The organism is Massilia sp. 9I, from assembly GCF_902506415.1.
Lineage (GTDB): Bacteria > Pseudomonadota > Gammaproteobacteria > Burkholderiales > Burkholderiaceae_D > Telluria.
In genome coordinates this window covers 2,899,663-2,924,478 of sequence record NZ_LR733275.1, presented here as the reverse complement: position 1 = coordinate 2,924,478, position 24,816 = coordinate 2,899,663, and the positions used below count along the sequence as shown (strand labels likewise).

Here is a 24,816-nt window from a genome sequence, read left to right as displayed (position 1 = left end):
ACTGCGCGCTTCAAGGCCACCGGCCGGATAACGAGAGAAAGAGCCGCCGGGACTGGCGGCAAGGGACGAACATGAAAAAGAAGAACGCGGGATTGATTGTGGGTGTCGTGGCGCTGGCCGTTGCCGGTGCGTGGTACATGAACAAGGGTGACGGCGCCCACGCCGAAGGCCCGGGCGGCAAGGGCGGCCCCGGCGGCAAGGGCGGCATGCCGCCGACCACCGTCAACGTGGTGGCGCCGACGCGCCAGGACGTCGGCGTGGAACTCTCCGCGAACGGCACCGTGACCCCGGTGCGCACCGTCGACCTGCACCCGCAGACCACCGCCACGATCCGCCAGGTCCACATCCGCGAAGGCCAGTTCGTCAAGGAAGGCCAGGTCATGTTTTCGCTCGACGACCGCGCCGACCGCGCCAACGTCGCCCGCGCCGAAGCGCAGGTGGCGCAGAACCGCGCCACCCTGGCCGACCTCGAGCGCCAGTACAAGCGCAGCCAGGAACTGGCTTCCCAGAATTTCCTGTCCCAGAGCGCCGTCGACTCCCTGCGTAGCCAGGTCGAGGCGGCCCGCGCGCTGGTCCAGAGCAATGCCGCAGCCGCCCGCGCCAGCCAGGTCAGCGCCAGCTACACCACCATCCGCGCCCCGATGTCGGGCCGCGTCGGCGCCATCGACATCCACCCGGGCGCCCTGGTGCAGCCGACCACCTCGCTGACGACCATCACCCAGCTGGATCCGATCGACGTCTCCTTCACCCTGCCGGAATCCTCGCTCGGCGCCCTGCTGGGTGCGCAGCGCGCCGGCAAGGTCGAGGTGCAGGCCAGCACCGGCGGCGCCGATGCCAAGCCGGTGACGGGCGAACTGAAGTTCGTGGACAATGCGGTCGACCCGAGCGCCGGCACCATCCGCGTGAAGGCCCAGTTCGCCAATCCGCAGAGCATGCTGTGGCCGGGCCAGTACGTGAACACCAGCGTCACCGTCCAGACCATCCGCGACGCCGTCGTGATCCCGCAGAACGCCATCATTACCGCCACCAACGGCACCTTCGTCTACGTGGTGGGCGAGGGCAACGAGGCGAAACAGGTCAAGGTGGCGCGCCTGCACGGCTTTGGCGAGTATGCTGCCGTGACCGGCCTGCAAGGCAACGAAAAAGTCATCACCGAAGGCAAGCAGAACCTGCGTCCGGGCGGCAAGGTACGCCCGGCCGGCGCCCCGGTGGCTGGTGCCAAATCCCAAGGTCCTGAAGCGTCGAGCGCAGCGGCGTCGGGCAAGAAGGGTAACAAGGCATGAACCTGTCCGAACTGTGTATCCGCCGTCCCGTGATGGTGGTGCTGCTGTCGCTGGCCATGATCCTGGTCGGTGTGCTGGCCTACATGCACATCCCGGTCGCGGCGCTGCCGAGCTATAACACGCCGGTCATCAACGTCAACGCCAACCTCGCCGGCGCCAGCCCGGAGAACATGGCTTCGTCGGTGGCGCTGCCGCTGGAAAAGCAGTTCGCGACCATCGCCGGCATCAAGACGATCAGCTCGACCAACACCCAGGGCAATACCTCGCTGACGCTCGAGTTCGACGAATCGATCGACGTCAACCAGGCTGCTGTCGACGTGCAGGCCGCGCTGCTGCAGGTGCAGCGCCAGCTGCCCCAGGAAATGACCGACCTGCCGTCCTACCGCAAGATCAATCCGGCCGACGCCCCGATCCTGTTCATGCACATGACCTCGCCGTCGATGGACTTGTCGGAGCTGAACGACTACGCGGAAAACCTGGTCTCGCCGGCGATCTCGACCCTGCCGGGCATCGCCCAGGTGACGGTCAACGGCGGCAAGCGCTTCGCGGTGCGGGTGCGTGCGAAACACGACCTGATGAGCGCACGCAATATTTCGATGTCCGAGCTGGCCACCGCGCTGCGTTCGGCCAACTCGATCACCCCGCTCGGCATCCTGGACGGACCGACCCAGAGCCTGACCATCCAGGGCGGCGGCCAGCTGATGCGCGCCCAGGACTTCGCCGGCCTGATCGTCGCCACCCGCGACGGCTTGCCGGTGCGCCTGCGCGACATCGCCGAGGTCGAGGACAGCTACCAGTCGGTCAAGGCCACCGGCAGCCTGAACGGCGAGCGCTCGATCGTGCTGATGGTGCAGCGCCAGCCGAACGCCAACACCGTGCAGGTGGTGGACGCCGTGCGCGCGCTGATGCCGCGCTTCGAAACCCAGCTGCCGCAGTCGATCAAGATCCACCTGGTGAACGACCGCTCGGTCTCGATCCGCGAAGCGATCCACGACGTCAATTTGACGCTGGCCGGCACCGTGATCCTGGTGATCCTGGTGATCTTCCTGTTCCTGCACCGCCTGACCGCGACCCTGATCCCGGCGGTCACCGTGCCGATCTCGCTGCTGGGCGCGCTCTCGCTGCTCTATGCCTTCGGCTATAGCCTGGACAATATTTCCCTGCTCGGCATCACGCTGGCAGTCGGCCTGGTGGTCGACGATGCGATCGTGGTGCTTGAAAACATCGTGCGCCACATGGAAATGGGCAAGAAGCCGATGCAGGCGGCCCTGGTCGGTTCGCGCGAGATGGGCTTCACCATCATCTCGATCTCGATTTCTCTGGTCGCGGTGTTCATCCCGATCTTCTTCATGCCGGGCGTGATCGGCCTGCTGTTCCGTGAATTCGCCGTGATCGTCGGCCTGGCGGTGCTGGTATCGGCGATCGTCTCGCTGACCCTGGTGCCGATGATGTGCTCGCGCCTGATCAAGCATGGCGGCCACGTCGATCCGAAGGAAATGTCCTGGGTCGGCCGCCGCTTCGAAGCCATGTTCACCAATGTGCGCGACGGCTATGCCCGCACCCTGGACATGGCGCTGCGCCACCGCTTCATCGTCCTGATGATGGCGGTCGGCACCGTGGTCCTGACCGCCGTGCTGTACTCGACCATGCCGAAGGGCTTCTTCCCGGAAGAAGACATCGGCCAGTTGCGCGTGATGGTGGAAGCCTCGGAAGACACGTCCTCGCTCAAGCTGATGGAGCTGCAGGCCAAGGTAGTCGACATCGTACGCGCCAATCCCCACGTGCAGGACGTGACTTCCTTCAGCGGCGGCGGCAACACCGGCCGCATGTTCCTGGTCCTGAAACCGCGTAGCCAGCGCCCGCCGATGCCGCTGGTGGTGGACGAGCTGCGCAAGGCCACGCGCCAGGTGGCCGGCGTGCAGGTGTTCCTGTCGCCGGTGCAGAATCTGCAGCTGGGCGGACGCCAGTCCAAGAGCCGCTACCAGTACACGCTGCAGAGCGTGTCGGGCGGCGAGATCGGCGGCTGGGCCGACCAGTTCCTCGAGCGCATGCGCCAGGACCAGCGCTTCCGCGACGTCACCAGCGATTCGCAGAACAAGGCGCTGCAGGCCACCATCGACATCGACCGCGACAAGGCGGCCCTGCTGGGCGTCGAAATGGCCGACATCCGCACCGTGCTCTACGCCTCCTTCGGCGAGCGCCAGGTCTCGACCATCTACTCGACCGCGGCCAGCTACTACGTGATCCTGGAAGCCGCTCCGAGCGACCGCTACTACGACGAAGCGCTGTCGCGCGTCTCGGTGCGCTCCAAGAACGGCGAGCTGGTCAAGCTGTCGAGTTTCGCCACCGTCAAGCGCACGGTCGGCCCGCTGGCCGTCAACCACCAGGGCCAGCTGCAGGCGATCACGCTGTCCTTCAACCTCGCCCCGGGCGTGCCGCTGGGCGACGCCACCACCGCCATCGAACAGATGGGCCGCGAGATGAAGCTGCCGGCCTCGATCATCACCAACTACGGCGGCGACGCGGCCGTGTTCAAGGACACCCAGTCGAGCCAGCTGATCCTGATCATCGCCGCCATCGGCGTGATCTACGTGCTGCTGGGCGTGTTGTACGAGAGCTATATCCACCCGCTGACCATCCTGGCCGGCCTGCCGTCGGCGGCGGTCGGGGCCTTGCTGACGCTGTGGATCTTCAACATGGACCTGACCCTGATCGCGATGATCGGTATCCTGATGCTGATCGGTATCGTCAAGAAAAACGCGATCATGATGATCGACTTCGCGCTCGACGCCCAGCGAACGCAGGGACTGAAGCCCCAGGACGCGATCCGCGAGGCCTGCATCCTGCGCTTCCGTCCGATCCTGATGACCACGCTGGCGGCGATGATGGGCGCGCTGCCGATCGCGCTGGGCATCGGCGCCGGCGCCGAGCTGCGCCAGCCGCTGGGCCTGGCGGTAGTCGGCGGCCTGATCTTCTCGCAGGTGATCACCCTGTATATCACCCCGGTGATCTACCTCTACCTGGACAAGTACAGCGGCACCGGTCCGATGACCGACAAGCAGCTGGCCAAGCTGGAAGAGCAGCCGGCGCACTGAGCTGGGTGACAGGCGGGACCTTCCCGCCTGTCACACGGAAACATCTTGTAACATCCATCAAGGGAATCCGCAGCTAAGCTGTGTTGCCTTTAAGTCCATCCAAAGTGCGTCACCGCCGCAAAACGGTTAGACTGCGGGCTCTCGTGCAGTATTGATAGACGACCCAGGATCCGTTTGACCTTGCGTGACCATTCCCACACCTACGACGAGCACAGCGACGTGTGCGCGCACTGCGGCCAGCCTTTGCCGGTGCAGGGACGCAGCAGCATGCCCGCGTACGGCCGCCAGGGGCCGAATCGTCCGGCGCTGGTCGGCACGATCCTGCTGCACGTCTTGCTGGTCGCGATCTGGTTGTTTTCCCCCGATAAAGATGCAAAACAGGCCAAGCCGGCCTCGGGCGACGAAGGCAAGGTAGTCTACGTCGCGCCGATGCGCGAGAAACCTTCGGAGGCGCCGCGCGAGATGGCGCCCAAGCCGGTGCCGCTGCCGTCCATCCCGGTACCGAAGCAGGAGCGCATCGAGATCGCGCGCCTGCCGGACACCATCACCACCCCGCCGGAAGAGCCGGTCAAGGAAACCAAGCCGCCGCAGAAGTTCGACGAAGCCAAGCCGGTCGACATGCAGGACTTCATCGCGGCGCGCCGGCGCCAGCGCGGCGCCGCCACCGGCAGCGAGCAGCCGGCCGAGGAAAGCGACGCGGCCAAGGGCACCCGCAATGCGCTGGCCAACATCGCCGCCATCAACGGCCGCGGCCGCGAAGACCGCAACGAGAGCGGCGGTGTGTTCTCGGTGTCGAACAAGACTTTCCACAGCATGGACCTGAAGTTCCGCGGCTGGAACCCGAATTTCCAGCGCCGCTGGCTGACGCAGGTGACGGTGGAGCAGGGCAGCGAACCGGATATCGAGATCGCGGTCGTCAAGAAGATGATCGAGCTGATCCGCCGCGAAAAAACCGGCGACTTCGAATGGGATTCGCACCGCCTGGGCCGCATCGTCAAGCTGAGCGCACGGCGTGAGGATACGGACGCCCTGATGACCTTCCTGTTCAAGGAAATGTTCCCGGAGTACAAGCCGCCACAGCAGTGGCGCTGATTTATTTCCCCAGATCCACCGCGCCCAGTTTGTCAGGATTGCGCATCGCGTAAATGGCGACAATGCGCTCCCCATCGGTCACGAAGGCCTGCGCCGATTCCAGCTGGCCGTCGACATAGCGCAGCAGGCCGGGCTCCCCGTTGACCTGGGCCATGCGGTATTCCAGCCGCGGCGCATTGCGGAGGTACACCGCCTTGTACAGGTTGGCGATGCGTGCCGCGCCCCGAAGGATCTTCATGAACGACGCCACCTTGCCGCCGCCGTCGGCCACGATGGCGACGTCCTCGGCCAGGAGTTCGCGCAGTGCCGCGCCGTCGCCGCGGCTGGCGGCGAACTGGAAGCGTTCCAGCAGCCTGCGGTGCACGTCCTTCGCGACCTGGAAGCGCGGCGTCTCCAGGCGCACCCGCTCGCTTGCGCGGTGCACCAGCTGGCGGCAGGCGGCCTCGCTCTTGCCCAGCACCGCCGCTAGTTCGCCGTAGTCCTGGTCGAAAGCCTGGCGCAACAGGAAAGCGGCGCGTTCTTCCGGCGCGAGCCGCTCCAGCACCCACATCAGCGCCACCGACAGTTCGCTTGCGAGCATGGCCGCGTCCTCGGGCGTGCGCTCGTCGACGCCGACCAGCGGCTCGGGCAGCCACTCGCCGACGTAGTGTTCGCGCTGGACCTTGGCTGCACGCAGGCGGTCGATGGCCAGGCGCGTGGTCACCGAGACCAGCCAGGCTTCGGTTGAAGCGACTTGCCCGCGCCCGGGATCGCTCCAGCGCAGCCAGGCGTCCTGCACCACGTCCTCGGCGTCAGCGCGGATGCCGAGCATGCGGTAGGCGATCGAGAACAGGCGCGGGCGCAACCTGGCAAAGGCCTGGACCTCATCCGTGGTGCTCACGGGAAGGCGGCCCGCGCCACCGGCTGGCGGAAGCCGATCGCCATCCGGTTCCAGGCGTTCATCAGGGCGGTGGCGAAGCCGATGTCGGCGATTTCGCGCTCGGAAAACAACTCCTGCAGGGGCCGGAAGACCGGATCCGGCACTTCGCCGTCTGCGAGCCGGGTCGCTGCTTCGGCCCAGGCCAGGGCGGCGCGTTCGCGCGGGCTGTAGAAATCCGTTTCTCGCCAGGTCACCAGGCTATTGATGCGCTGGAAGTCCTCGCCCGCCTTGAAGAGGTCGCGCGCATGCTTGTCGACGCAGAAGGCGCAGCCGTTGATCTGCGAAACGCGCAGGTAAAGGAGGTGGACCAGCGATTTGCCGAGCGGCGAATCGTCGAGCGCGGTGCCCGCGGCGCCCATGGCCTGGTAGACGGCAGGGGAGAGGGAATAGTAAGGGATGCGGAGCGAGGACATGGTTCTACCTTTATCGAAGTGATCGTCACCCTAAGACGAGCCAGCCCCGTATCCTGTGACAGCTTTCCAATAAAAAAGCCGCGCATCGGCGCGGCTTCATGCGAGCGGGACGGTTCAGCCCTGCGCCTTCAGCTTGCGCGCCACATCCAGTGCGAAATAGGTCAGCACCCCATCGGCGCCGGCGCGCTTAAAGGCCATCATCGATTCCATCATGACCTTGTCGTGGTCCAGCCAGCCATTCTGGGCGGCCGCCTTGAGCATGGCGTATTCGCCGCTGACCTGATAGGCGAAGGTCGGCACCTTGAATTCGTCCTTCACGCGGCGCACCACGTCCAGGTAAGGCATGCCCGGCTTGACCATCACCATGTCGGCGCCTTCGGCCAGGTCGAGCGCCACTTCGCGCAGCGCCTCGTCGCTATTGCCCGGGTCCATCTGGTAAGTATTCTTGTCGGCCTTGCCGAGATTGGCCGCCGAGCCGACCGCGTCGCGGAAGGGGCCATAGAAGGCCGACGCATACTTCGCCGAGTAGGCCATGATGCGGGTGTGAATGTGGCTGTCCGACTCGAGTGCCGTACGAATGGCGCCAATCCTGCCGTCCATCATGTCCGAAGGCGCCACCACGTCCACGCCGGCCTCGGCCTGGGCCAGCGACTGGCGAATCAGCATCTCGATGGTCTTCTCGTTGACGATGTAGCCGTTCTCGTCCGGCAGGCCGTCCTGGCCGTGGGTGGTGTACGGATCCAGCGCCACGTCGGTCATGATGCCCAGTGCCGGGAAGCGCTTCTTCAGTTCGCGCACGGCGCGCGGCACCAGGCCTTCCGGGTTGGTGGCCTCGATGCCGTCGTAGGTCTTGAGCGAAGCGTCGACCACCGGGAACAATGCCAGCATCGGGATGCCCAGCGCCACGGCCTCCTCGGCTACCCTCAAGAGCAGGTCGACCGAGACGCGTTCCACGCCCGGCATCGATGCGACCTGCTGGCGCTGGTTCTGGCCGTCGAGGATGAAGACCGGGTAGATCAGGTCGGAAGCGGTAACGACGTTCTCGCGCATCAGGGCGCGCGAGAACGGGTCGCGGCGCATGCGGCGCATGCGGGCGGCGGGGTAAGTAGCGGGAGTGATGATGGTCATGGTATTTCCAAGGTGATCCCGGTACGCCCGGGCTTATTCCGATTCCGAATCCTCAATCGTGTCGCTCGGGGCTGCGTCTTCCTGGTCGAGGCCGAGCAGCTCCTGGATCTTGGCGTCCGCTTCTTCGATACCGATGCGCTTGAGCGCCGAGAACAGCTGCACGGTGAAGGGGAAACCTTCGCCATCCTCGTCGACATAGCTGTCGAGAATCTGGCGCGCCTGGCGCAGCACGTTGGCCTTTTCGTTTTGGTTCAGCTTGTCCGCCTTGGTCAGGATGCAGTGGATCGGCTTGCCGGTCGGGGCGAACCATTCGAGCATCTGCACGTCGAGGTCGGTGAAGGGACGGCGCGAATCCATGATGAGGACCAGCGCGGCCAGCTGCTCGCGGCGCTGGACGTAGTCGCCCAGCAGTTTCTGCCAGTGCAGCTTGGCCGTGCCGGACACTTCGGCATAGCCGTAACCGGGCAGGTCGACCAGCAGGGCGCGGATTTCCTCGACGATGGTCGGGTCCTTGCGGTGCTGGGCGACGTGGGCGCCGCCGATCGAGAAGTAATTGATGTGCTGGGTGCGGCCGGGCGTCTTGGACGCGAAGGCCAGACCCTTCTGGTTGGTGAGAATATTGATCGCAGTCGACTTGCCAGCGTTCGAGCGCCCGGCGAAGGCGATTTCGGGAACCTGGGTGCCCGGGAGATCGCGCAACTGATTAACGGTCGTGAAGAACCGGGCTTGCCATAATTTGGACATGGGATGAACGTAAGAACAGGCTTAAATGACAACGAAATGGCGATGCGGAAACAAAGCTATTGTACAATAAGGGGTTGATCCATGCTCCGCCCCGGGGGAGCGCCAGTAAGGCTGCTGCACTGTTTCACTGTAAATTCCAAAATCTGTTTTTGACTTTTTCAGGGTGCTTGAATGAATCGTTTGACGTTTCCGCTTTTGAAGTCCTTGTTGCTTGCAAGCCTGGCCCTGTGCGCTAGTGTGTCCGCCGCCGAAGCACCGCATACCGCTGTTGCCAAGGCCGACCCGGCCAAGGGTGGAACCCTCTACGATTCGGGCGATACCGCGCGCGGCCTGCCCGCCTGCATGTCCTGCCACGGCGCCGCCGGCAACTCGACCATCGTCGCCAACCCCAAGCTGGCCGGCCAGATCGACGCCTACACCCACAAGCAGCTGGTCGACTTCACCACCCCGAACCGCCAGCAGCCGATCATGACGACCTACGCCAAGATGCTGACGGACGACGAGAAGCGCAACATCGCCGCCTACCTGTCGACCCAGAAACCGAAAGCCGGCGCCGCCAAGAACAAAGACACCGTCGAACTCGGCCGCAAGATCTACCGCGGCGGCATTGCCGAGAAGGGCGTCGCCGCCTGCGCCAGCTGCCACGGCGCCACCGCCAACGGCATCCCGGCTCAGTACCCGCGCCTCTCGGGCCAGCACCAGGACTACACCTACGCCCAGCTCGAAGCCTTCAAGGCCGGCACCCGCAAGAACAGCGTCCAGATGACGGCGCTGGCGCAGCGCATGTCGGCCGACGAAATGAAGGCAGTAGCGGACTATATCGCGGGCCTCAAGTAAGCAGCGCCAGTGATGTAAAAACAAAGGGCGGCGGCGCTGAGCTGGCTGCCCTTTTTGCTGTATGCTCGGCGGATTTGCCGCGCTTCACGGAAGCTGTAGAGAATGAGTACCACCGGAATTGAACTGAACACCCGCCGCCGCGGGTTCGCCGAAGCGGTCGAGCTGGTATCCTCGATGCGCTTCGCCATCAGCCTGTTGACGATCGTCGCCATCGCCTCCGTCATCGGCACCGTGCTCAAGCAGAACGAGCCGATGCCGAACTACGTGAACCAGTTCGGACCGTTCTGGTTCGAAGTGTTCGCCAAGCTCGGCCTGTACAGCGTGTACTCGAGCTGGTGGTTCCTGCTGATCCTCGTGGTGCTGATCCTGTCCACCGGCCTGTGCGTGGTGCGCAATGCGCCGAAGATGATCCGCGACATGCGCAGCTGGCGCGAACACGTGCGCGAAGAATCGCTGCGCAACTTCCACCACAAGCTCGAATGGACGGCGCCGCTGGCGCGCACCACCCTGGCGGCCCAGACCGCCGAGCGCCTGCGCCACGCGGGCTATGCGGTCAAGCTGGTCGAAAAGGATGGCGGCATGCTGGTGGCGGCGAAGAAGGGCGCCGGCAACAAGTTCGGCTACATCTTCGCGCACACGTCCATCATCGTGATCCTGCTGGGCGGCATGCTCGACTCGGAACTGCCGGTCAAGTTCCAGCAGTGGTTCCTCGGCAAGACGCCGTTCGGCGGCAGCGGCGTGATCGCCGACATCCCGGCCCAGCACCGCCTCAGCGTGTCGAACCCGACCTTCCGCGGCAATACCCTGATCGCTGAAGGCCAGACCAGCAATACCGCGCTGCTCCCGCAAGCCTCGGGCGTGCTGGTGCAGGAACTGCCGTTCTCGATCAAGCTGGAAAAGTTCCACATCGATTTCTACTCGACCGGCATGCCCAAGCTGTTCGCCAGCGACGTGGTGGTGCGCGACCACGAGACGGGCAAGACCTTCCCGGCCACGATCAAGGTCAACCACCCGCTGATCTACAAGGGCGTGGCCGTCTACCAGTCCAGCTTCGAGGATGGCGGCAGCAAGCTCAAGCTCACCGGCTTCCCCATGAGCGGCACGGCCGACAAGGCCTTCCAGATCGAAGGCACGGTCGGCTCAGCAACGGAGCTGAAGCAGGGTGATGAGACCTGGTCGGTCGAATGGTCGGGCTTCCGTCCCTTCAACGTGGAAAACGTCGCGGCCAACCAGGATGCGCGCGCAGTGGCCAAGAACACCTCCTTCAACGAGCAGTTCGCCGAAACGCTCGGTAAGGCTTCCGGTTCAGCGGCGAAGACCACCGATACCAAGGATCTGAAGAACGTCGGCCCCAGCGTGCAGTACAAGCTGCGCGACAAGACCGGCCAGGCGCGTGAATTCCTGAACTACATGCAGCCGGTGACGCTCGAGGGCGCCCAGGTCTACCTGGCCGGCGTGCGCGCCAGCCCGTCCGAGAACTTCAGCTTCCTGCGCATTCCGGCCGACGACCAGTACAGCGTGCGCACCTGGATGCGCCTGCGTGCAGCGCTGTCCGACCCAAGCCTGCGCCAGGAAGCGGCCAAGCGCTACGCGGCGCGCGCGCTGGGGCCGGAGCAGCAGTCGCAGGGCGGCCTCACCAGCCAGCTGGAAGAATCGGCGGCGCGCACCCTGGCCATCTTTGCGGGTGAAGGCGGCCGCGGCGGCTTCATCGGCGTCTCGCAATTCCTGGAAAAGATTCCGCCGGCCGAGCAGGAAAAGGCCGCCAACATCTTCATGAAGATGCTCAACGGCGCCCTGTGGGAACTGTGGCAGGCGGCCAATGCGCGCGCCGGCCAGCCGCCGGTGGAGCCGACCGAAGCGCATGGCCGTTACCTGCAGCTGGCCACCAATGCGCTGTCGGATTCCGTATTCTACGGCGCTCCGGTCTACCTGCAGCTGGAGGAGTTCAACGAGGTCAAGGCCTCGGTGCTGCAGTTGACCCGTTCGCCGGGCAAGGGCATCGTCTACCTCGGCTGCCTGCTGCTGGTGGCGGGCGTGTTCGCAATGTTTTATATTCGTGAACGGCGCATGTGGGTGTGGGTGCGCGACACGGAAAACGGCGCCCATGCGCTGATGGCCATGAGCACCCAGCGCAAGACCCTCGACTTCGAGCGCGAATTCGACGATTTGAAAGAAAAACTGCCGCAGCCGGCATGATGCCGCGGTAAGGAGACCAAGATGGAACTGTCGCAAGCACCCACCGGCCAGAACAAGGCCTATGTCCAGCAGCCGGGTTTCTTCCGCAGCCTGAACACACTCGACTGGCTGTTCGGCGCCGGGCTCTTGGGGGCGGCGCTGTTCGCGCTGAACCGCTACGCCCACCACATGGACATCTACGAGCAGGCCATCCTGGTCCTGAGCGCGCCCACCTTTGCCCTGCTGGGCTGGCACTGGAAGCCGGTGCGCTGGCTGATCCCGCTGGTGGCCGTGCTGTCGCTGTGGGCGATCTCGCTGTACGGCGGGGCACTTGATGCTGCCAACCAGAAATTCTTCCTCAAGTACATGCTGTCGAGCCAGTCGGCCATCTTGTGGATGAGCGCGCTGTTCGTGTTCTCGACCGTGTTCTACTGGGTAGGCTTGGTCGGAAGGTCCAGCTTCGGCGGTTCCGTCGGCAGCAAGCTGTGCTGGGCGGCCGTGGTGCTGGGCTGGACCGGCATGATGGTGCGCTGGTTCGAGTCCTACCTGCTGGGACCGGACGTGGGCCACATCCCGGTGTCGAACCTGTACGAAGTGTTCATCCTGTTCTCGCTCATCACCGCGATGTTCTACCTGTATTACGAACAGCGCTACGATACCCGCCAGCTCGGTCCTTTCGTGCTCCTGATTATCTCGGCCGCGGTCGCCTTCCTGCTGTGGTACACGGTATCGCGCGACGCCGCCCAGATCCAGCCGCTGGTGCCCGCGTTGCAGAGCTGGTGGATGAAGATCCACGTGCCGGCCAACTTCATCGGCTACGGCACCTTCGCGCTGGCCGCGATGGTCGGCACCGCCTACCTGCTGAAATCCCACGGCATCCTGGCCGACCGCTTGCCGAGCCTGGAAGTGCTGGACGACGTGATGTACAAGTCGATCTCGGTCGGCTTCGCCTTCTTCACCGTGGCGACCATCCTGGGCGCCCTGTGGGCGGCCGAAGCCTGGGGCGGCTACTGGTCCTGGGACCCGAAGGAAACCTGGGCCCTGATCGTCTGGCTGAATTACGCGGCCTGGCTGCACATGCGCCTCATGTCGGGCCTGCGCGGCCGCGTGGCGGCCTGGTGGTCGGTGGTGGGCCTCCTGGTGACGACCTTCGCCTTCCTGGGCGTGAACATGTTCCTGTCGGGCCTGCACTCCTACGGCGAACTCTGAGCCGCCTCAGTTGCCCCGGTAGGTCGAGTAGCCGAAAGGGCTCAGCAGCAGAGGGATGTGGTAGTGCTGCGTCGGCGCATCCACGCTGAACTCGACCGGGATGCGCGGGAAGAACGTCGCCTGGCCCTGGCGCTTGTAGTGTTCGCCCGTCTGGAAGACGATGCGGTAGTCCCCCGCCGCCAGCTTGCCGTTTTTTGGATACAGGGCCTGGATGCGGCCCTGCGCATCGGTGACGCCATTTGCCAGTTCGCGCCATGCGGCGCCATCGCGCTGTTCCAGCGCGACCCGGATACCGGCCGTCGGCCGGCCGCTCTGCAGGTCGAGGACATGGACGCTGAGCGGGTTCGGCGCGGCGGACGCTGCGATGCTGGCGCCGCCGAGCAGGGCGGCCAGGGTGAGTTGGCGGATCAATCGCATGCTGCTTCTCCTGTGGGATATGGAAGCAGTCATCCTCGCACGCGCCCGGCGACGGCAGGCTGACCGCCAGATGACAGTTCCGTCATGTTTGGCCGCATTTCTTCGGCATAGAATGGGACCATGAGCATTCTCGTGATCGAAGACGAGCCGAAGACCGGCGATTACCTCCTGCGCGGCCTGGCCGAATCCGGCTTCGCGGTGCGGCTCGCCCGCAATGGACGCGAGGGCCTGGCCATCGCCCGCGAAGAAGAGATCGAGCTGGTCGTGCTGGACGTGATGTTGCCGCGCATGGACGGCTGGCAGGTGCTCGAAGCCCTGCGTGCCCACCCGGACACCGAACAGATCCCGGTGCTGTTCCTGACGGCGCGCGACGAGGTCGAGGACCGCGTGCGCGGCCTGGAACTGGGCGCCGACGACTACCTCGTCAAGCCCTTCGCTTTCGTCGAGCTGGTGGCCCGCATCCGTACCCTGCTGCGGCGCGGCCCCGTGCGCGAGGAAGAACTGATCCGGATCGCCGACCTCGAGATCGACGTGCTGCGCCGGCGCGTGCGGCGCGGCGCCGAGACGATTGCCCTGACCGCGCAGGAATTCGCCCTGCTGCACCTGCTGGCGCGGCGCCAGGGCCAGGTGCTGTCGCGTGCGCTGATCGCGTCCCAGGTCTGGGACATGAACTTCGACAGCGATACCAACGTCATCGACGCCGCCGTGCGCCGCCTGCGGCGCAAGATCGACGACCCCTTCGAGCAGAAGCTGATCCATACGCGACGCGGCATGGGCTACATCTGCGACGTGGCGAATCCGGCATGAAATCCGCCTGGCGCGATTCCCTGACCCTGCGCGTGACGCTCGCCTTCATGCTGATCGTCGCGTTCACTGCGGCGGGTCTCGGCATCTACCTGTACCGCGCGTTTGTTGCCGAGATCGTGCGCCGCGACGACCTGCAGCTGCTGGGCAAGCTGCGCCAGGTGCAGATCGTGCTCGGCCGGCCGGGCGCGGCCGAACTGCTGGCGGCGCAACCCGACTTCTTCCGCGACACCATGAGCGGCCAGGAGAACTCGCTGGTGCGCATCGTCGGGGCGGGAGGCGTTCTGCTGGCCGATATCAATCCACGCGGCGAGCGCTATCCAGTCCCGCCCAAGGCCGGTCCGGCGCCCGGCCGTGACGCCATCATCGGCTGGACGGCGCAGGGAGGCATTCCGGGGCGCGTCGTTGCAAGCAGTGCGCGCCTTGGTGCGACGCCGGTGACGGTCGTGGTGGCGCGTGCCTATGCCGAGCGCACCGCCATGTTCGCACGCTACCGCGCCGATATCCTTGCCGCGTGCGCGGTCGGCGCCCTGCTGGCCGCAGCGCTGGCGGCACTGATGCTGCGGCGCGGCCTGCGCCCGCTGCGCCAGGTCGCCGCGCATGCGGCGCTCGTCAAGCCGGGCACATTGGCGCAGCGGCTCGACATCGGCGCCGCGCCGGCCGAGCTGCGGCCCCTGATCGATGCCTTCAACGCCATGCTGCAGCGCCTGCAGGACGGCTATGCGCGCCTGTCCGGCTTCTCGGCCGACCTGGCGCACGAGTTCAGGACCCCGGTGACGAACATGATCGGACAAAGCCAGGTCGCGCTTGGGCAGGGCCGCAGCCGTGAAGAATACGAATCCCTGCTGGCCTCGAACATCGAGGAGCTCGAGCGCCTGGCGCGCATGATCGAGAGCATGCTGTTCCTCGCGCGCGCCGGCCAGGAAGAGGTCGTCCTGGCGCGCCAGCCCCTGGAGGCACTGGACGAGCTGGAGCGGGTCGCCGACTTCTTCGAAGGCATGGCGGAAGAGCGCGGCCTGCGGCTGCATTGCAGCGGAGAAGGGCGCTTCGCCGCCGATCCCGCGCTGGTGCGGCGGGCGCTGGCCAACCTGGTCTCGAACGCGGTGCGCCATGCGGATGCGGGCAGCACCGTCAGGCTGCATGCCGAAGCGCATCCCGGCCTGCAGGAACTGAGCGTCACGAACGCCGGCGCAGCGATTGGCCTGGAACACCTGAACCATTTGTTCGACCGCTTCTACCGCGCCGACAGCGCCCGCAGCGATGCGGAAGGATCGACAGGACTTGGCCTGTCCATCGTCAGCGCCATCATGAACTTGCATGGTGGCAAAGCCACGGTGCAGTCACAAGGGCGCGAAACCCGTTTCACCCTTGTCTTTCCCGCCGGGGAGACGTAGTGAAGACCGTGACACGCTTTTGTCCAGCACGCCAGGCTTCATCCTTGCCAGGCGGCAGTCAGCGCTAACGTGCGCCTAAGCCGACTGGTGTAACCTGACAACCTCTGTGTAGTGGAGTCAACCATGATTTTCAAACGCAGTCCCAACGGCATCGACCTGCCTTATCCTTCCGAGATCACGCCGCGCGAGGTCTATGAAGGCCGGCGTCAATTCATTGCCCGCATCGCCGCCACCGCCGCGGTCGGTTCAGGCATCTGGGAGATGGCCAACCGCGAAGCTTTCGCGCAAGGCGCCAAGCTCGCCGCCACGCGCAATGCGGCCCTGTCCACGCAGGAGGCGCAGACCTCGTTCAAGGACGCCAGCTCCTACAACAACTACTACGAATTCGGCCTCGACAAGGGCGACCCGGTCGAGAATGCGCACACCCTGCGCACCCGTCCGTGGACGGTCACCATCGAGGGCGAGGTGAAAAAGCCCGTCACGCTCGACATCGACCGCATCATCAAGCTGGCGCCGCTGGAAGAACGCATCTACCGCCTGCGCTGCGTGGAAGGCTGGTCGATGGTGATTCCGTGGGTCGGCTATTCGCTGTCGAACCTGCTCAAGCAGGTGGAGCCCACGGCGAACGCCAAATACGTCGAATTCGTCACCCTGGCCGACAACAAGCAGATGCCGGGCCTGCGCAGCCCCGTGCTCGACTGGCCCTACGTGGAAGGCCTGCGCATGGACGAGGCCATGCATCCGCTCACCTTGCTCACGGTCGGCATGTACGGCCAGGTGCTGCCGAACCAGAACGGCGCGCCGGTGCGCCTGATCGTGCCCTGGAAGTACGGCTTCAAGTCGGCCAAGTCGATTGTCAAAATCCGGCTGGTGAGCCGGCAGCCGCGCACGGCCTGGAACGACTCGGCGCCGAACGAATACGGTTTCTATTCGAACGTGAACCCGAACGTCGACCATCCGCGCTGGTCGCAGGCGAGCGAGCGCCGCATCGGCGAGGACGGCTTCTTCAAGCCCAAGCGCAAGACCCTGATGTTCAACGGCTACGACCAGGTCGCCTCGTTGTACAGCGGCATGGACCTGAAGAAGTTCTTCTGATGGCGTTCAATCCTTCGTCCAGGCAGATCAGCACCATCAAGGCAGTGCTGTTCGTGCTGGCCCTGTTGCCCTTCCTGCGCATGGCCTGGCTCACCGCCCAGGGCGTGCCGGTCGAGCCGCTCGAGTTCCTCACGCGCGGCACCGGCGACTGGACCCTGTACTTCCTGTGCATTACTTTGGGAGTGACGCCGCTGCGCCGTTTCACTGGCTGGAATTGGGTCATCAAGCTGCGCCGCATGCTGGGCCTGTTCGCCTTCTTCTACGCGCTGCTCCACTTCACCTGCTTCTTCTGGTTCGATCACTTCTTCGACATCGCCGCGATGCTCAAGGATGTCGTCAAGCGGCCCTTCATCACGGTCGGCTTCATCGCCTTCGTCTTGCTTATTCCGCTGGCGGCGACCAGCACCAACGCCATGATCCGGCGCCTGGGCGGCAAGCGCTGGCAGTGGCTGCACCGGCTGATCTACGTGATCGCGCCGCTGGGCATCTTGCATTACTGGTGGATGAAGGCGGGGAAGAACAACTTCGAGCAGCCGATCATCTTCGGCCTCATCGTCGCGGCGCTGCTGGGATTGCGCGTCTACTGGGCCTACGCCAAGAAGACGCAGGCGGCGCGCGCGTAAATAAAAAGCCCGCTGTGCAAGCGGGCTTTCGTTTTACTTCAGCATCGATTCCAGGGCAAACAGATCCGCCGGATTCTCGCGCTGCCGGATCTGGTGGACCTGGTCGCCGTCGACGATCACCTCGGCCGCGCGGCCACGGGTGTTGTAGTTCGAGGCCATAGTCATGCCGTAGGCGCCGGCCGTCATGATTGCCAGCAGGTCGCCCGGCTCGACGTTGAGCTCACGCTCGCGCGCCAGCCAGTCGCCCGATTCGCACACCGGACCCACCACGTCATAGGTCAGCTTGTCACCTGCGCGCGGTGCGACTTCCTGCACGCCCATCCAGGCCTGGTACAGGGTCGGGCGCATCAGGTCGTTCATGGCCGCGTCGACGATGGCGAAGTTCTTTTCCGCGCCCGGCTTGAGGAATTCGATCTTGGTCAGCAGCACGCCGGTGTCGGCGACGATCGAGCGGCCCGGCTCGAAGATCACCTTGATCGGGGCGCCGCCGTGCTTCTCCGCGCGCCAGGTGTCGATGCGGGCGAACAGGCGGCCGAGATACTCGCCTACCGGGACCGGCGGCTTGTCGCCTTCGGCGCCGTAGTTCACCCCCAGGCCGCCACCGATGTCGAGGTGGTGCAGCACAATGCCTTCGCTGCCCAGGGTGTCGATCAGTTCGATCAGCTTGCTAAGTGCTTCCAGCAGTGGCGCGTCGTCCAGCAGCTGCGAGCCGATATGGCAGTCGATGCCGACCACGTCCAGGTTCGGCAGCGATGCCGCGGCACGGTAGGTGTCGAGCGCATCGTCGAACGCCACGCCGAACTTGTTGGCCTTCAGGCCGGTCGCGATATAGGGGTGGGTCTTGGCGTCCACGTTCGGGTTCACCCGCAGCGAGACCGGTGCGCGTTTGCCCATGCTTGCTGCCACCTCGTTCAGGCGGTGCAGTTCCGGGATCGACTCGACGTTGAAGCACAGGATGTCTTTTTCCAGCGCCAGCTGCATTTCTTCGACGGTCTTGCCGACGCCCGAGAAGATGGTCTTGCGCGGGTCGCCGCCGGCCGCGATCACGCGCAGCAGCTCGCCGCCCGAGACGATGTCGAAGCCCGCGCCTTCGCGCGCCAGCAGGTCGAGGATGGCCAGGTTGGAGTTGGCTTTCATGGCGTAGCACACCAGCGCGTCACGGCCCTTGCAAGCATCGGCGTAGGCGCTGAAATTTTCCAGCAGCGCCGCTTTCGAATAGACGTAGGTCGGCGTGCCGAATGCTTCGGCGATGGCGGGCAGGGCAAGGCTGTCGGCGTGCAGGACGCCGTTCTGGTACTGGAAGTGCGACATGAGGACTTTACTTGGTCGGGGCCGGGGTGGAGGCGTTATTGGACGGAACGGGTTGTGCGGGCTGCGGATTGGCTGCGGCGGTGGCTGCGGGGGCGGGCTTGGCCGGCGGGTTCGGCATGTAGAGCGGACCCGTCTGGCCACAGCCGGCCAGCATGGCGGCGGCGAGGCCGGCACCTGAAAGGCGTGCGATGGTGGAGTTCACGATTAGAATGGTGTTTTATTTAGCAGACTTTGGAGTGTAGCATGACCGAATCCGAATTTTTGGCGCTGGCCGAAAGCACCCTGGACCGCATCGAGCAATGCCTCGACAAGCTGAACGACGAGGACGTGGTCGATGTCGAATGCCGGCGCAGCGGCAACGTGCTGGAAGTGGAGTTCCTACGCAATGCGACCAAGATCATCGTCAACAGCCAGGCCCCGCTGCAGGAAATGTGGGTGGCGGCGCGTTCCGGCGGCTACCACTACAAGCGCGTCGGCGACGAGTGGCGCAACACGCGCGACGATTCCGAGCTGTTCGCCTCGCTGTCGCAGTACGTGACGGAGCAGGGCGGGGCGCCGGTGGCGCTGGGCTGATCCCCCCGCCCGCAGCAACAAAAATGGCAGCCCGCGGGCTGCCATTTTTTTACCATTCGGTCAAAAATCAGAACAGTTCGTTCCTGACCGCGTCGCGCTGTTTCTGCTCGGCGGGCGCCGGCGGCGGGCCGACGTCCAGCGTCGCCACCCCGGTGCCTGGCGGCGTCTCGGCGTAGTAGTACTCGCCATTGGCCAGCACCAGTCCCGGCGGCACTTCGCGCTCGACCACTTCCTGGCCCTTGAGCGCCTTGCCCATGTAGCCGATCCAGATCGGCAGGGCCAGGCCGCCGCCGGTCTCGCGGTTGCCGAGGTTCTTGGGCTGGTCGTAGCCGATCCAGGCGATGCCCACCAGCTTCGGGTTGTAGCCGGCGAACCAGGCGTCGATCGAATCGTTGGTGGTGCCGGTCTTGCCCGCGATGTCAGGACGCTTGAGCGACAGCGCCTTGGTCGCGGTACCGAAGCGCACCACGTCCTTGAGCATGCTGTCGACCAGGAAGGCGTTGCGCGCGTCGATCACGCGGTTGGCCTCGACCCCGGCGCGTTCTGGACGCGCTTCCGACAACACCTTGCCGTCGCTGTCGGTCACCTTCGAGATGATGTAGGGGCTGATGCGGTAGCCGCCGTTCGCGAACACGGCGTAGGCACCGGCCATCTGCAGCGGCGTGGTCGAGCCGGCGCCCAGCGCCAGGGTCAGGTAGGCCGGGTTGCGGTCGGCGTCGAAGCCGAAGCGGGTCGCGTATTCCTGGCCGTAGCGCGCGCCGATCTTGTTCAGGATGCGGATCGAGACCATGTTCTTCGACTGCGTCAGGCCGCGCCGCATGGTCATCGGGCCTTCGTACTTGTTGTCGTAGTTCTTCGGCTCCCAGGCCTGGCCACCGGTCTGGCCGGCATCAAAACTGATCGGGGCGTCGTTGACGATGGTTGCCGGCGACAGGCCGCGCTCCAGCGAGGCCGAATAAATGAAGGGCTTGAACGAGGAACCCGGCTGGCGCCAGGCCTGCGTCACGTGGTTGAACTTGTTGCGGTTGAAGTCGAAGCCACCGACCAGCGCGCGGATCGCGCCATCCTCGGTGCTGGCCGCAACGAAGGCCGATTCCACTTCCGGCATCTGGGTGATGACCCAGTTCGATTCGTCGTCCTGCATCACGCGGATCACGGCGCCGCGGCGCAGGCGGCGGTTCGGCGCCGCCTTGTCCGACAGCCAGGCCTTGGCGAAGGCCAGGCCGGGGCCGCTCATCTTGATGGTTTCGCCCGAGGCGATGGTGGCGCTCACCTCGCTTGGCGATGCCTTGAGCACGATGGCGGCCACGATGTTGTCGCTGTCCGGGTGCTCGGCCAGTTCGGCCTCGATGGCTTCGTCGGCTTCGCCCTTTTCGCTCGGGATCTCGATATAGGATTCCGGCCCGCGGTAGGGGTGGCGGCGCTCGTAGTCCATCACGCCGCGGCGCACCGCGAGATAGGCCGCGTCCTGGTCGGCCTTGGTGATGGTGGTGAACACGTTCAGGCCGCGGGTGTAGGTGTCTTCCTTGAACTGCTCGTAGACCAGCTGGCGCGCCATCTCGGCCACGTATTCGGCGTGCACGCCGAAGGCGGTGCTGTCGGTCTTGACGGTGAGGCGCTCGTCCTTGGCCTGCTTGTACTGGGCGTCGGTGATGTAGCCCAGGTCGTGCATGCGCTGCAGGATGTACTGCTGGCGGGTCTTGGCGCGGGTCGGGTTCACCACCGGGTTATAAGCAGATGGCGCTTTCGGCAGGCCGGCCAGCATCGCTGCTTCGGCGATGCTGATGTCGCGCAGGTCCTTACCGAAATAGATCTGGGCCGCCGACTGGAAGCCGAAGGCGCGCTGGCCCAGGTAGATCTGGTTCATGTAGAGCTCGAGGATCTGGTCCTTCGAGAGGTTCTTCTCGATCTTCCAGGCCAGCATGGCTTCGTACGCCTTGCGCTTGAAGGTCTGCTCGGACGACAGGAAGAAGTTGCGCGCGACCTGCTGGGTGATGGTCGAAGCGCCCTGGCGCGAGCCGCCGGTGGCGTTCCTGAACGCGGCGCGCAGGATGCCGAGATAGTCGATGCCGCTGTGCTGGTAGAAGCGGTCGTCCTCGATCGACAGCACCGCCTTCTTCATCACGTCCGGGATGTCCTTGAAATGCACCAGGGTGCGGCGCTCCTCGCCGAACTCGCCGATCAGGACGTTATCGGCGGTGAAGATCCGCAGCGGCATCTTGGGCCGGTAGTCGGTAATGGTGTCGAGCGCGGGCAGGTTCGGATAGGCCATCGCCAGCGCGAACACGAGCACCAGCACGCCGATGACTGCGAGGCCACTGATGGCCGCGAGCGCCAGCAGCACGATGCGCTTGGGACTGTACTTCGATGCCGGGGACGTGCCCGGGCTTTGTTTCTCTTTCATACTGGTTTTTACTCCCTTGAACCGTCCCATTATAAGTCAGCCCTTCGAGACCCGACACACGCACTGCTGAGCATAAACTTAAGGGAAAGCAATGGAACAATTACAAGGCCCGATATCAAGCGACTAAGGGTCATGGCAGGGCTGATAACACTCCGCGCCAGAGTGTGGCGCGCACGCGCCGGATTGATGTGTTCCCTCATAGAAATATCTTGTCGGGGTGCATCCTTTTCGCTACGATCTAACGCGGTGCCTCATATATATGCACCAAGTAAGTGATTTAACAGGACATATCCCCGCGCGGGCGTTCAACAGAGATCCTGCATCAGGCGGGAAGGGCAGCCAAGGAGTACGCTCGTGATCAATCTAGGTTCCTTGTTCGGAAAGTCCAGTCCGCCGTTGGCCGGGCTCGACATCAGCACGTCGGGCGTCCGCCTGGTCGAGCTGGCCGACGCCGGCAAGGGTGAACTGCGCCTCGAGCGCTATGCCGCCGAACCGCTGCCGCGCGGCGCGGTCGTCGACGGCAACATCGAAAACATCGACCAGGTGGCCGAGGCCGTGCGCCGCGTCTGGAAGAAGAGCGGCACCAAGGCGCGCCACGTCGCGCTCGGCATGCCGCCGGCCGCCGTCATCACCAAGAAAATCATTCTGCCCGCCGGCCTGTCCGAAGACCAGCTGGAAGTGCAGGTCGAATCCGAAGCCAGCCAGTACATCCCCTTCGCGCTGGACGAGGTGAGCCTCGACTTCGACGTCATCGGCCAGGCCCCGGCGTCAACGGAAGACATGGAAGTCATGCTGGCCGCCGCACGCCGCGAGAAGGTCGAAGACCGCGTGGCGATCGCCGAAGCGGCGGGCCTGACCGCCACCGTGATGGACATCGAATCGTATGCCGCGCGCGCCGCGCTCGATCGCGTGGTCGGCGCCAAGCCCGAGCAGATCGTGGCGCTGTTCCAGATCGGCGCCCAGGCCACCCACGTGTCGGTGCTGCAGAACGGCGAGACCATCTACGAGCGCGAGCAGCCTTTCGGCGGCAACCAGCTGACCCAGGACATCGTGCGCGCCTACGGCCTCTCGTTCGAGGAAGCGGAAACCCGCAAGAAGGCAGGCGACCTGCCCGAGAACTACCGCGCCGACCTGCTCGCGCCTTTCCTGGAAAGCGCCGCGCTCGAAATCACGCGCGCGATCCAGTTCTTCTTCACCTCGACCCCTTACACCCGGATCGACCAGCTCTACCTGGCCGGCGGCTGCGCCGCGCTGCCGGGCCTGCTCGAGCTGATCGGCAGCCGCACCCGCATCCCGAGCAGCATCGTGGCCCCGTTCGAGGGCATGTCGCACGGCGCGCTGGTGCGCGAACAGCAGCTGCGCCAGGAAGGCGCCGCTTACCTCGTGGCCTGTGGCCTGGCCCTGCGGAGGTTCGGATGATCCGCATTAACCTGCTCCCCCACCGCGAAGCCAAGCGCAAGCAGAAGCAGACGGCTTTCGTGGCCCTGCTGGCCGCCGGCGGCGTCGCCGGCGCCGCCGTGGTGCTGCTGGTCGGCGCCTGGAACGCCAGCCGCATCGCGGTCCAGAACGAACGCAACCTGGTGCTCAAGACCGCCAGCGCGGAACTGGACAAGAAGATCGGCGAGATCAAGACGCTGAAAGAAGAAATCGAATCGCTGAAAGCGCGCCAGCAGGCGGTCGAAGACCTGCAGGGCGACCGCAACCAGCCGGTCTACCTGCTCGACGAACTGGTGCGCCAGACGCCGGACGGCGTGTACCTGAAGTCCTTCCGCCAGGAAGGCCAGAAGGTGACCCTGACCGGCTACGCCCAGTCGCAGGAACGGGTGGCCGAACTGCTGCGCAACGTGTCCGGCGTCTCGCCCTGGCTGGAGCGTCCGAACCTGACCGAGGTGAAGGTCTCCGCGCTGGACAAGGACAAGAGCAAGAACGCTCGCAAGGTGGTCGAGTTCCAGATGAACGTGGCGATCAAGCGCCTGCGCGAACAGGAAGACACGCAACTCCCCGCCGGCGCGGCCAAGGGCGCCAAGCCGGCCGAGCGCAAGGTCGCCAAGGCCGCGGACTGACATCATGAACATCGACATCAAAGACCTCGGCACCCAGCTCGCCGCCCAGTTCCAGGACCTGCAGGGGCGCCAGCCCGGCCAGTGGCCGCTGGCGCCGCGCCTGCTGTGCGCGGCCGGCGTGGCGGCGGCCGTGATCGGCCTCGGCTACTTCTTCTACTGGGACGGCCAGTTCGAAAAGCAGAAGAAGGGCGCCCGGGAAGAAGCCACGCTGCGCACCGAATACAAGAACAAGATGGCCCAGGCCATCAACCTGGAAGCCCTGCAGAAGCAGAAGGCCCAGGTCGACCAGTACGTGCTGCGCCTGGAAAAGCAGCTGCCGAGCAAATCCGAGATGGCGGACCTGCTGTCCGACATCAACCAGTCCGGCGTCGGCCGCGGCCTCCAGTTCGAGCTGTTCAAGCCGGGCCAGGAAGTGATCCGCGACTACTACGCCGAACTGCCGATCGACATCAAGGTGAGCGGCAAGTACAACGATGTCGGCGCCTTCGCCGCCGACATGGCCAACCTGCCGCGCATCGTCACGCTCAACAACATGGTGCTGAGCGCCAAGGACGGCACGCTGCAGCTGGAAGCGGTGGCCAAGACCTTCCGCTACCTCGACCCCGACGAGATCAGCGCGCAGAAGAAGTCGCGCGACGACAAGAAGGGCAAAGGCAAGGGCAAGAAAGCCAAGGACAAGGAAGACAAGGGAGCGGCGAAATGATGCGGCTGTTATGCACATTCGGCGCGGCGCTGCTCCTCGCGGGCTGCGGCGACGGCGACGTCCAGGAAGTGCGCGACTGGATGAAGAAGGTCCAGCGCGAGACCGTGCCGCAGGTGAAGCCGCTGCCGGAGCCGAAGGAATTCGTCCCCTACGCCTACGAACCGGGCGGCGCGGTCGAACCCTTCAGCGAAGCCAAGCTGCTGGGCGAGATGGCGCGCGTGGCCGCCGCCAGCCCGAATCCGCTGGCGCCGAACCTCAACCGTCCGCGCGAAGTGCTCGAGAACTACCCGCTCGACACCATGCGCATGGTCGGCACCCTGCAAAAGGGCGGCGTGAGTTACGCGCTGGTGCAGATCGACGCGTCGATCTACCAGGTCAAGACGGGCCAGCGCATCGGACAGAATCACGGGTTGGTCACGCGCATCAGCGACGGCGCGATCGACATCAGGGAAGTAGTGCAGGACGCCACCGGCGACTGGGTCGAGCGCAAGGCGACGATCGAGCTGGCGGAAAGCAAGGAGACCGGGAAATGAC

Annotated in this window: 23 protein-coding genes; 15 read left to right on the top strand and 8 right to left on the bottom strand. The window is 65.1% G+C overall.

Annotation, left to right across the window (positions count from 1 at the left end):
- The first annotated feature begins 71 nt into the window (after positions 1-71).
- From GV068_RS13100 to GV068_RS13090, 3 genes are all read left to right on the top strand, one after another.
- Positions 72-1,283 carry an efflux RND transporter periplasmic adaptor subunit gene (locus GV068_RS13100; RefSeq protein WP_159698288.1) on the top strand — a complete coding sequence of 404 codons (1,212 nt, stop codon included), beginning with the start codon at positions 72-74 and terminating at the stop codon, positions 1,281-1,283.
- Complete coding sequence (locus GV068_RS13095; protein ID WP_159698285.1) at positions 1,280-4,378, top strand: efflux RND transporter permease subunit; 3,099 nt, start codon at positions 1,280-1,282, stop codon at positions 4,376-4,378. Before GV068_RS13100 ends, GV068_RS13095 begins: the two co-directional genes overlap by 4 nt.
- A 180-nt stretch (positions 4,379-4,558) precedes the next feature.
- A complete protein-coding gene (locus tag GV068_RS13090) occupies positions 4,559-5,470 on the top strand; it encodes a hypothetical protein (protein ID WP_159698282.1) in 912 nt (303 codons plus the stop codon).
- Between the two features lies 1 nt (position 5,471).
- On the opposite strand, the gene GV068_RS13085 is transcribed toward GV068_RS13090, so the two are convergent.
- The 4 genes from GV068_RS13085 to yihA form a co-directional block, all read right to left on the bottom strand.
- Positions 5,472-6,350 (bottom strand): RNA polymerase sigma-70 factor, encoded by an 879-nt coding sequence (locus GV068_RS13085; protein WP_159698279.1) that lies wholly within the window; start codon positions 6,348-6,350, stop codon positions 5,472-5,474.
- Complete coding sequence (locus tag GV068_RS13080) at positions 6,347-6,802, bottom strand: carboxymuconolactone decarboxylase family protein (RefSeq protein WP_159698276.1); 456 nt, start codon at positions 6,800-6,802, stop codon at positions 6,347-6,349. The genes GV068_RS13085 and GV068_RS13080 overlap by 4 nt, the downstream gene beginning before the upstream one ends.
- Before the next feature lie 114 nt (positions 6,803-6,916).
- Positions 6,917-7,930 (bottom strand): porphobilinogen synthase, encoded by a 1,014-nt coding sequence (hemB, locus tag GV068_RS13075; RefSeq protein ID WP_159698273.1) that lies wholly within the window; start codon positions 7,928-7,930, stop codon positions 6,917-6,919.
- Between the two features lie 33 nt (positions 7,931-7,963).
- Positions 7,964-8,674: a ribosome biogenesis GTP-binding protein YihA/YsxC gene (yihA, locus tag GV068_RS13070; RefSeq protein WP_159698270.1), complete on the bottom strand. Its 711-nt coding sequence runs from the start codon at positions 8,672-8,674 to the stop codon at positions 7,964-7,966.
- A 171-nt stretch (positions 8,675-8,845) separates the two neighbouring features.
- Between yihA and GV068_RS13065 the strand changes: the two genes are divergently transcribed.
- The 3 genes from GV068_RS13065 to ccsB all read left to right on the top strand — a co-directional run bounded on the left by GV068_RS13065 (position 8,846) and on the right by ccsB (position 12,895).
- On the top strand, positions 8,846-9,511 hold the full coding sequence (locus GV068_RS13065; RefSeq protein ID WP_159698267.1) for a cytochrome c: 666 nt from the start codon (positions 8,846-8,848) through the stop codon (positions 9,509-9,511).
- 102 nt (positions 9,512-9,613) lie between these two features.
- Positions 9,614-11,707 (top strand): cytochrome c biogenesis protein ResB, encoded by a 2,094-nt coding sequence (locus tag GV068_RS13060; RefSeq protein ID WP_159698264.1) that lies wholly within the window; start codon positions 9,614-9,616, stop codon positions 11,705-11,707.
- Positions 11,708-11,728: 21 nt separating this feature from the next.
- Complete coding sequence (ccsB, locus tag GV068_RS13055) at positions 11,729-12,895, top strand: c-type cytochrome biogenesis protein CcsB (protein ID WP_159698261.1); 1,167 nt, start codon at positions 11,729-11,731, stop codon at positions 12,893-12,895.
- 6 nt (positions 12,896-12,901) lie between these two features.
- On the opposite strand, the gene uraH is transcribed toward ccsB, so the two are convergent.
- On the bottom strand, positions 12,902-13,312 hold the full coding sequence (gene uraH, locus GV068_RS13050; protein ID WP_159698258.1) for a hydroxyisourate hydrolase: 411 nt from the start codon (positions 13,310-13,312) through the stop codon (positions 12,902-12,904).
- A gap of 120 nt (positions 13,313-13,432) precedes the next feature.
- Between uraH and GV068_RS13045 the strand changes: the two genes are divergently transcribed.
- The 4 genes from GV068_RS13045 (at position 13,433) to GV068_RS13030 (ending at position 17,228) form a co-directional block, all read left to right on the top strand.
- Positions 13,433-14,119 carry a heavy metal response regulator transcription factor gene (locus GV068_RS13045; RefSeq protein WP_159698255.1) on the top strand — a complete coding sequence of 229 codons (687 nt, stop codon included), beginning with the start codon at positions 13,433-13,435 and terminating at the stop codon, positions 14,117-14,119.
- Positions 14,116-15,510: a heavy metal sensor histidine kinase gene (locus GV068_RS13040; RefSeq protein WP_159698252.1), complete on the top strand. Its 1,395-nt coding sequence runs from the start codon at positions 14,116-14,118 to the stop codon at positions 15,508-15,510. The genes GV068_RS13045 and GV068_RS13040 overlap by 4 nt, the downstream gene beginning before the upstream one ends.
- A 123-nt stretch (positions 15,511-15,633) precedes the next feature.
- Positions 15,634-16,605 (top strand): protein-methionine-sulfoxide reductase catalytic subunit MsrP, encoded by a 972-nt coding sequence (gene msrP / locus GV068_RS13035; protein ID WP_159698249.1) that lies wholly within the window; start codon positions 15,634-15,636, stop codon positions 16,603-16,605.
- Positions 16,605-17,228 (top strand): sulfite oxidase heme-binding subunit YedZ, encoded by a 624-nt coding sequence (locus tag GV068_RS13030; RefSeq protein ID WP_159698246.1) that lies wholly within the window; start codon positions 16,605-16,607, stop codon positions 17,226-17,228. The genes msrP and GV068_RS13030 overlap by 1 nt, the downstream gene beginning before the upstream one ends.
- Positions 17,229-17,261: 33 nt before the next feature.
- Here GV068_RS13030 and lysA read toward each other — a convergent pair whose 3' ends face one another.
- Positions 17,262-18,539, bottom strand: coding sequence for a diaminopimelate decarboxylase (lysA, locus tag GV068_RS13025; protein WP_159698243.1), 1,278 nt, complete (start codon positions 18,537-18,539; stop codon positions 17,262-17,264).
- Between the two features lie 7 nt (positions 18,540-18,546).
- Positions 18,547-18,741, bottom strand: a complete 195-nt coding sequence (locus GV068_RS13020; RefSeq protein ID WP_267874530.1) for a lipoprotein — start codon at positions 18,739-18,741, stop codon at positions 18,547-18,549.
- 41 nt (positions 18,742-18,782) lie between these two features.
- On the opposite strand from GV068_RS13020, the gene cyaY reads away from it, so the two are divergent.
- Positions 18,783-19,112, top strand: a complete 330-nt coding sequence (cyaY, locus tag GV068_RS13015; RefSeq protein WP_159698237.1) for an iron donor protein CyaY — start codon at positions 18,783-18,785, stop codon at positions 19,110-19,112.
- 67 nt (positions 19,113-19,179) lie between these two features.
- Here cyaY and GV068_RS13010 read toward each other — a convergent pair whose 3' ends face one another.
- Positions 19,180-21,516: a penicillin-binding protein 1A gene (locus tag GV068_RS13010; protein WP_159698234.1), complete on the bottom strand. Its 2,337-nt coding sequence runs from the start codon at positions 21,514-21,516 to the stop codon at positions 19,180-19,182.
- Positions 21,517-21,870: 354 nt separating this feature from the next.
- On the opposite strand from GV068_RS13010, the gene GV068_RS13005 reads away from it, so the two are divergent.
- Genes GV068_RS13005 through GV068_RS12990 form a run of 4 tightly spaced genes read left to right on the top strand, consistent with a single transcriptional unit; the run spans position 21,871 to position 24,815 of the window.
- Positions 21,871-22,935, top strand: coding sequence for a pilus assembly protein PilM (locus GV068_RS13005; RefSeq protein WP_159698231.1), 1,065 nt, complete (start codon positions 21,871-21,873; stop codon positions 22,933-22,935).
- Positions 22,932-23,579 (top strand): PilN domain-containing protein, encoded by a 648-nt coding sequence (locus GV068_RS13000; protein WP_159698228.1) that lies wholly within the window; start codon positions 22,932-22,934, stop codon positions 23,577-23,579. The genes GV068_RS13005 and GV068_RS13000 overlap by 4 nt, the downstream gene beginning before the upstream one ends.
- A 4-nt stretch (positions 23,580-23,583) precedes the next feature.
- Complete coding sequence (locus GV068_RS12995; RefSeq protein ID WP_201303289.1) at positions 23,584-24,282, top strand: type 4a pilus biogenesis protein PilO; 699 nt, start codon at positions 23,584-23,586, stop codon at positions 24,280-24,282.
- The gene (locus tag GV068_RS12990) at positions 24,279-24,815 is read left to right on the top strand and encodes a pilus assembly protein PilP (RefSeq protein WP_159698225.1); all 537 of its coding nucleotides are present in this window, start codon (positions 24,279-24,281) and stop codon (positions 24,813-24,815) included. The genes GV068_RS12995 and GV068_RS12990 overlap by 4 nt, the downstream gene beginning before the upstream one ends.
- Position 24,816: the final 1 nt, after the last annotated feature.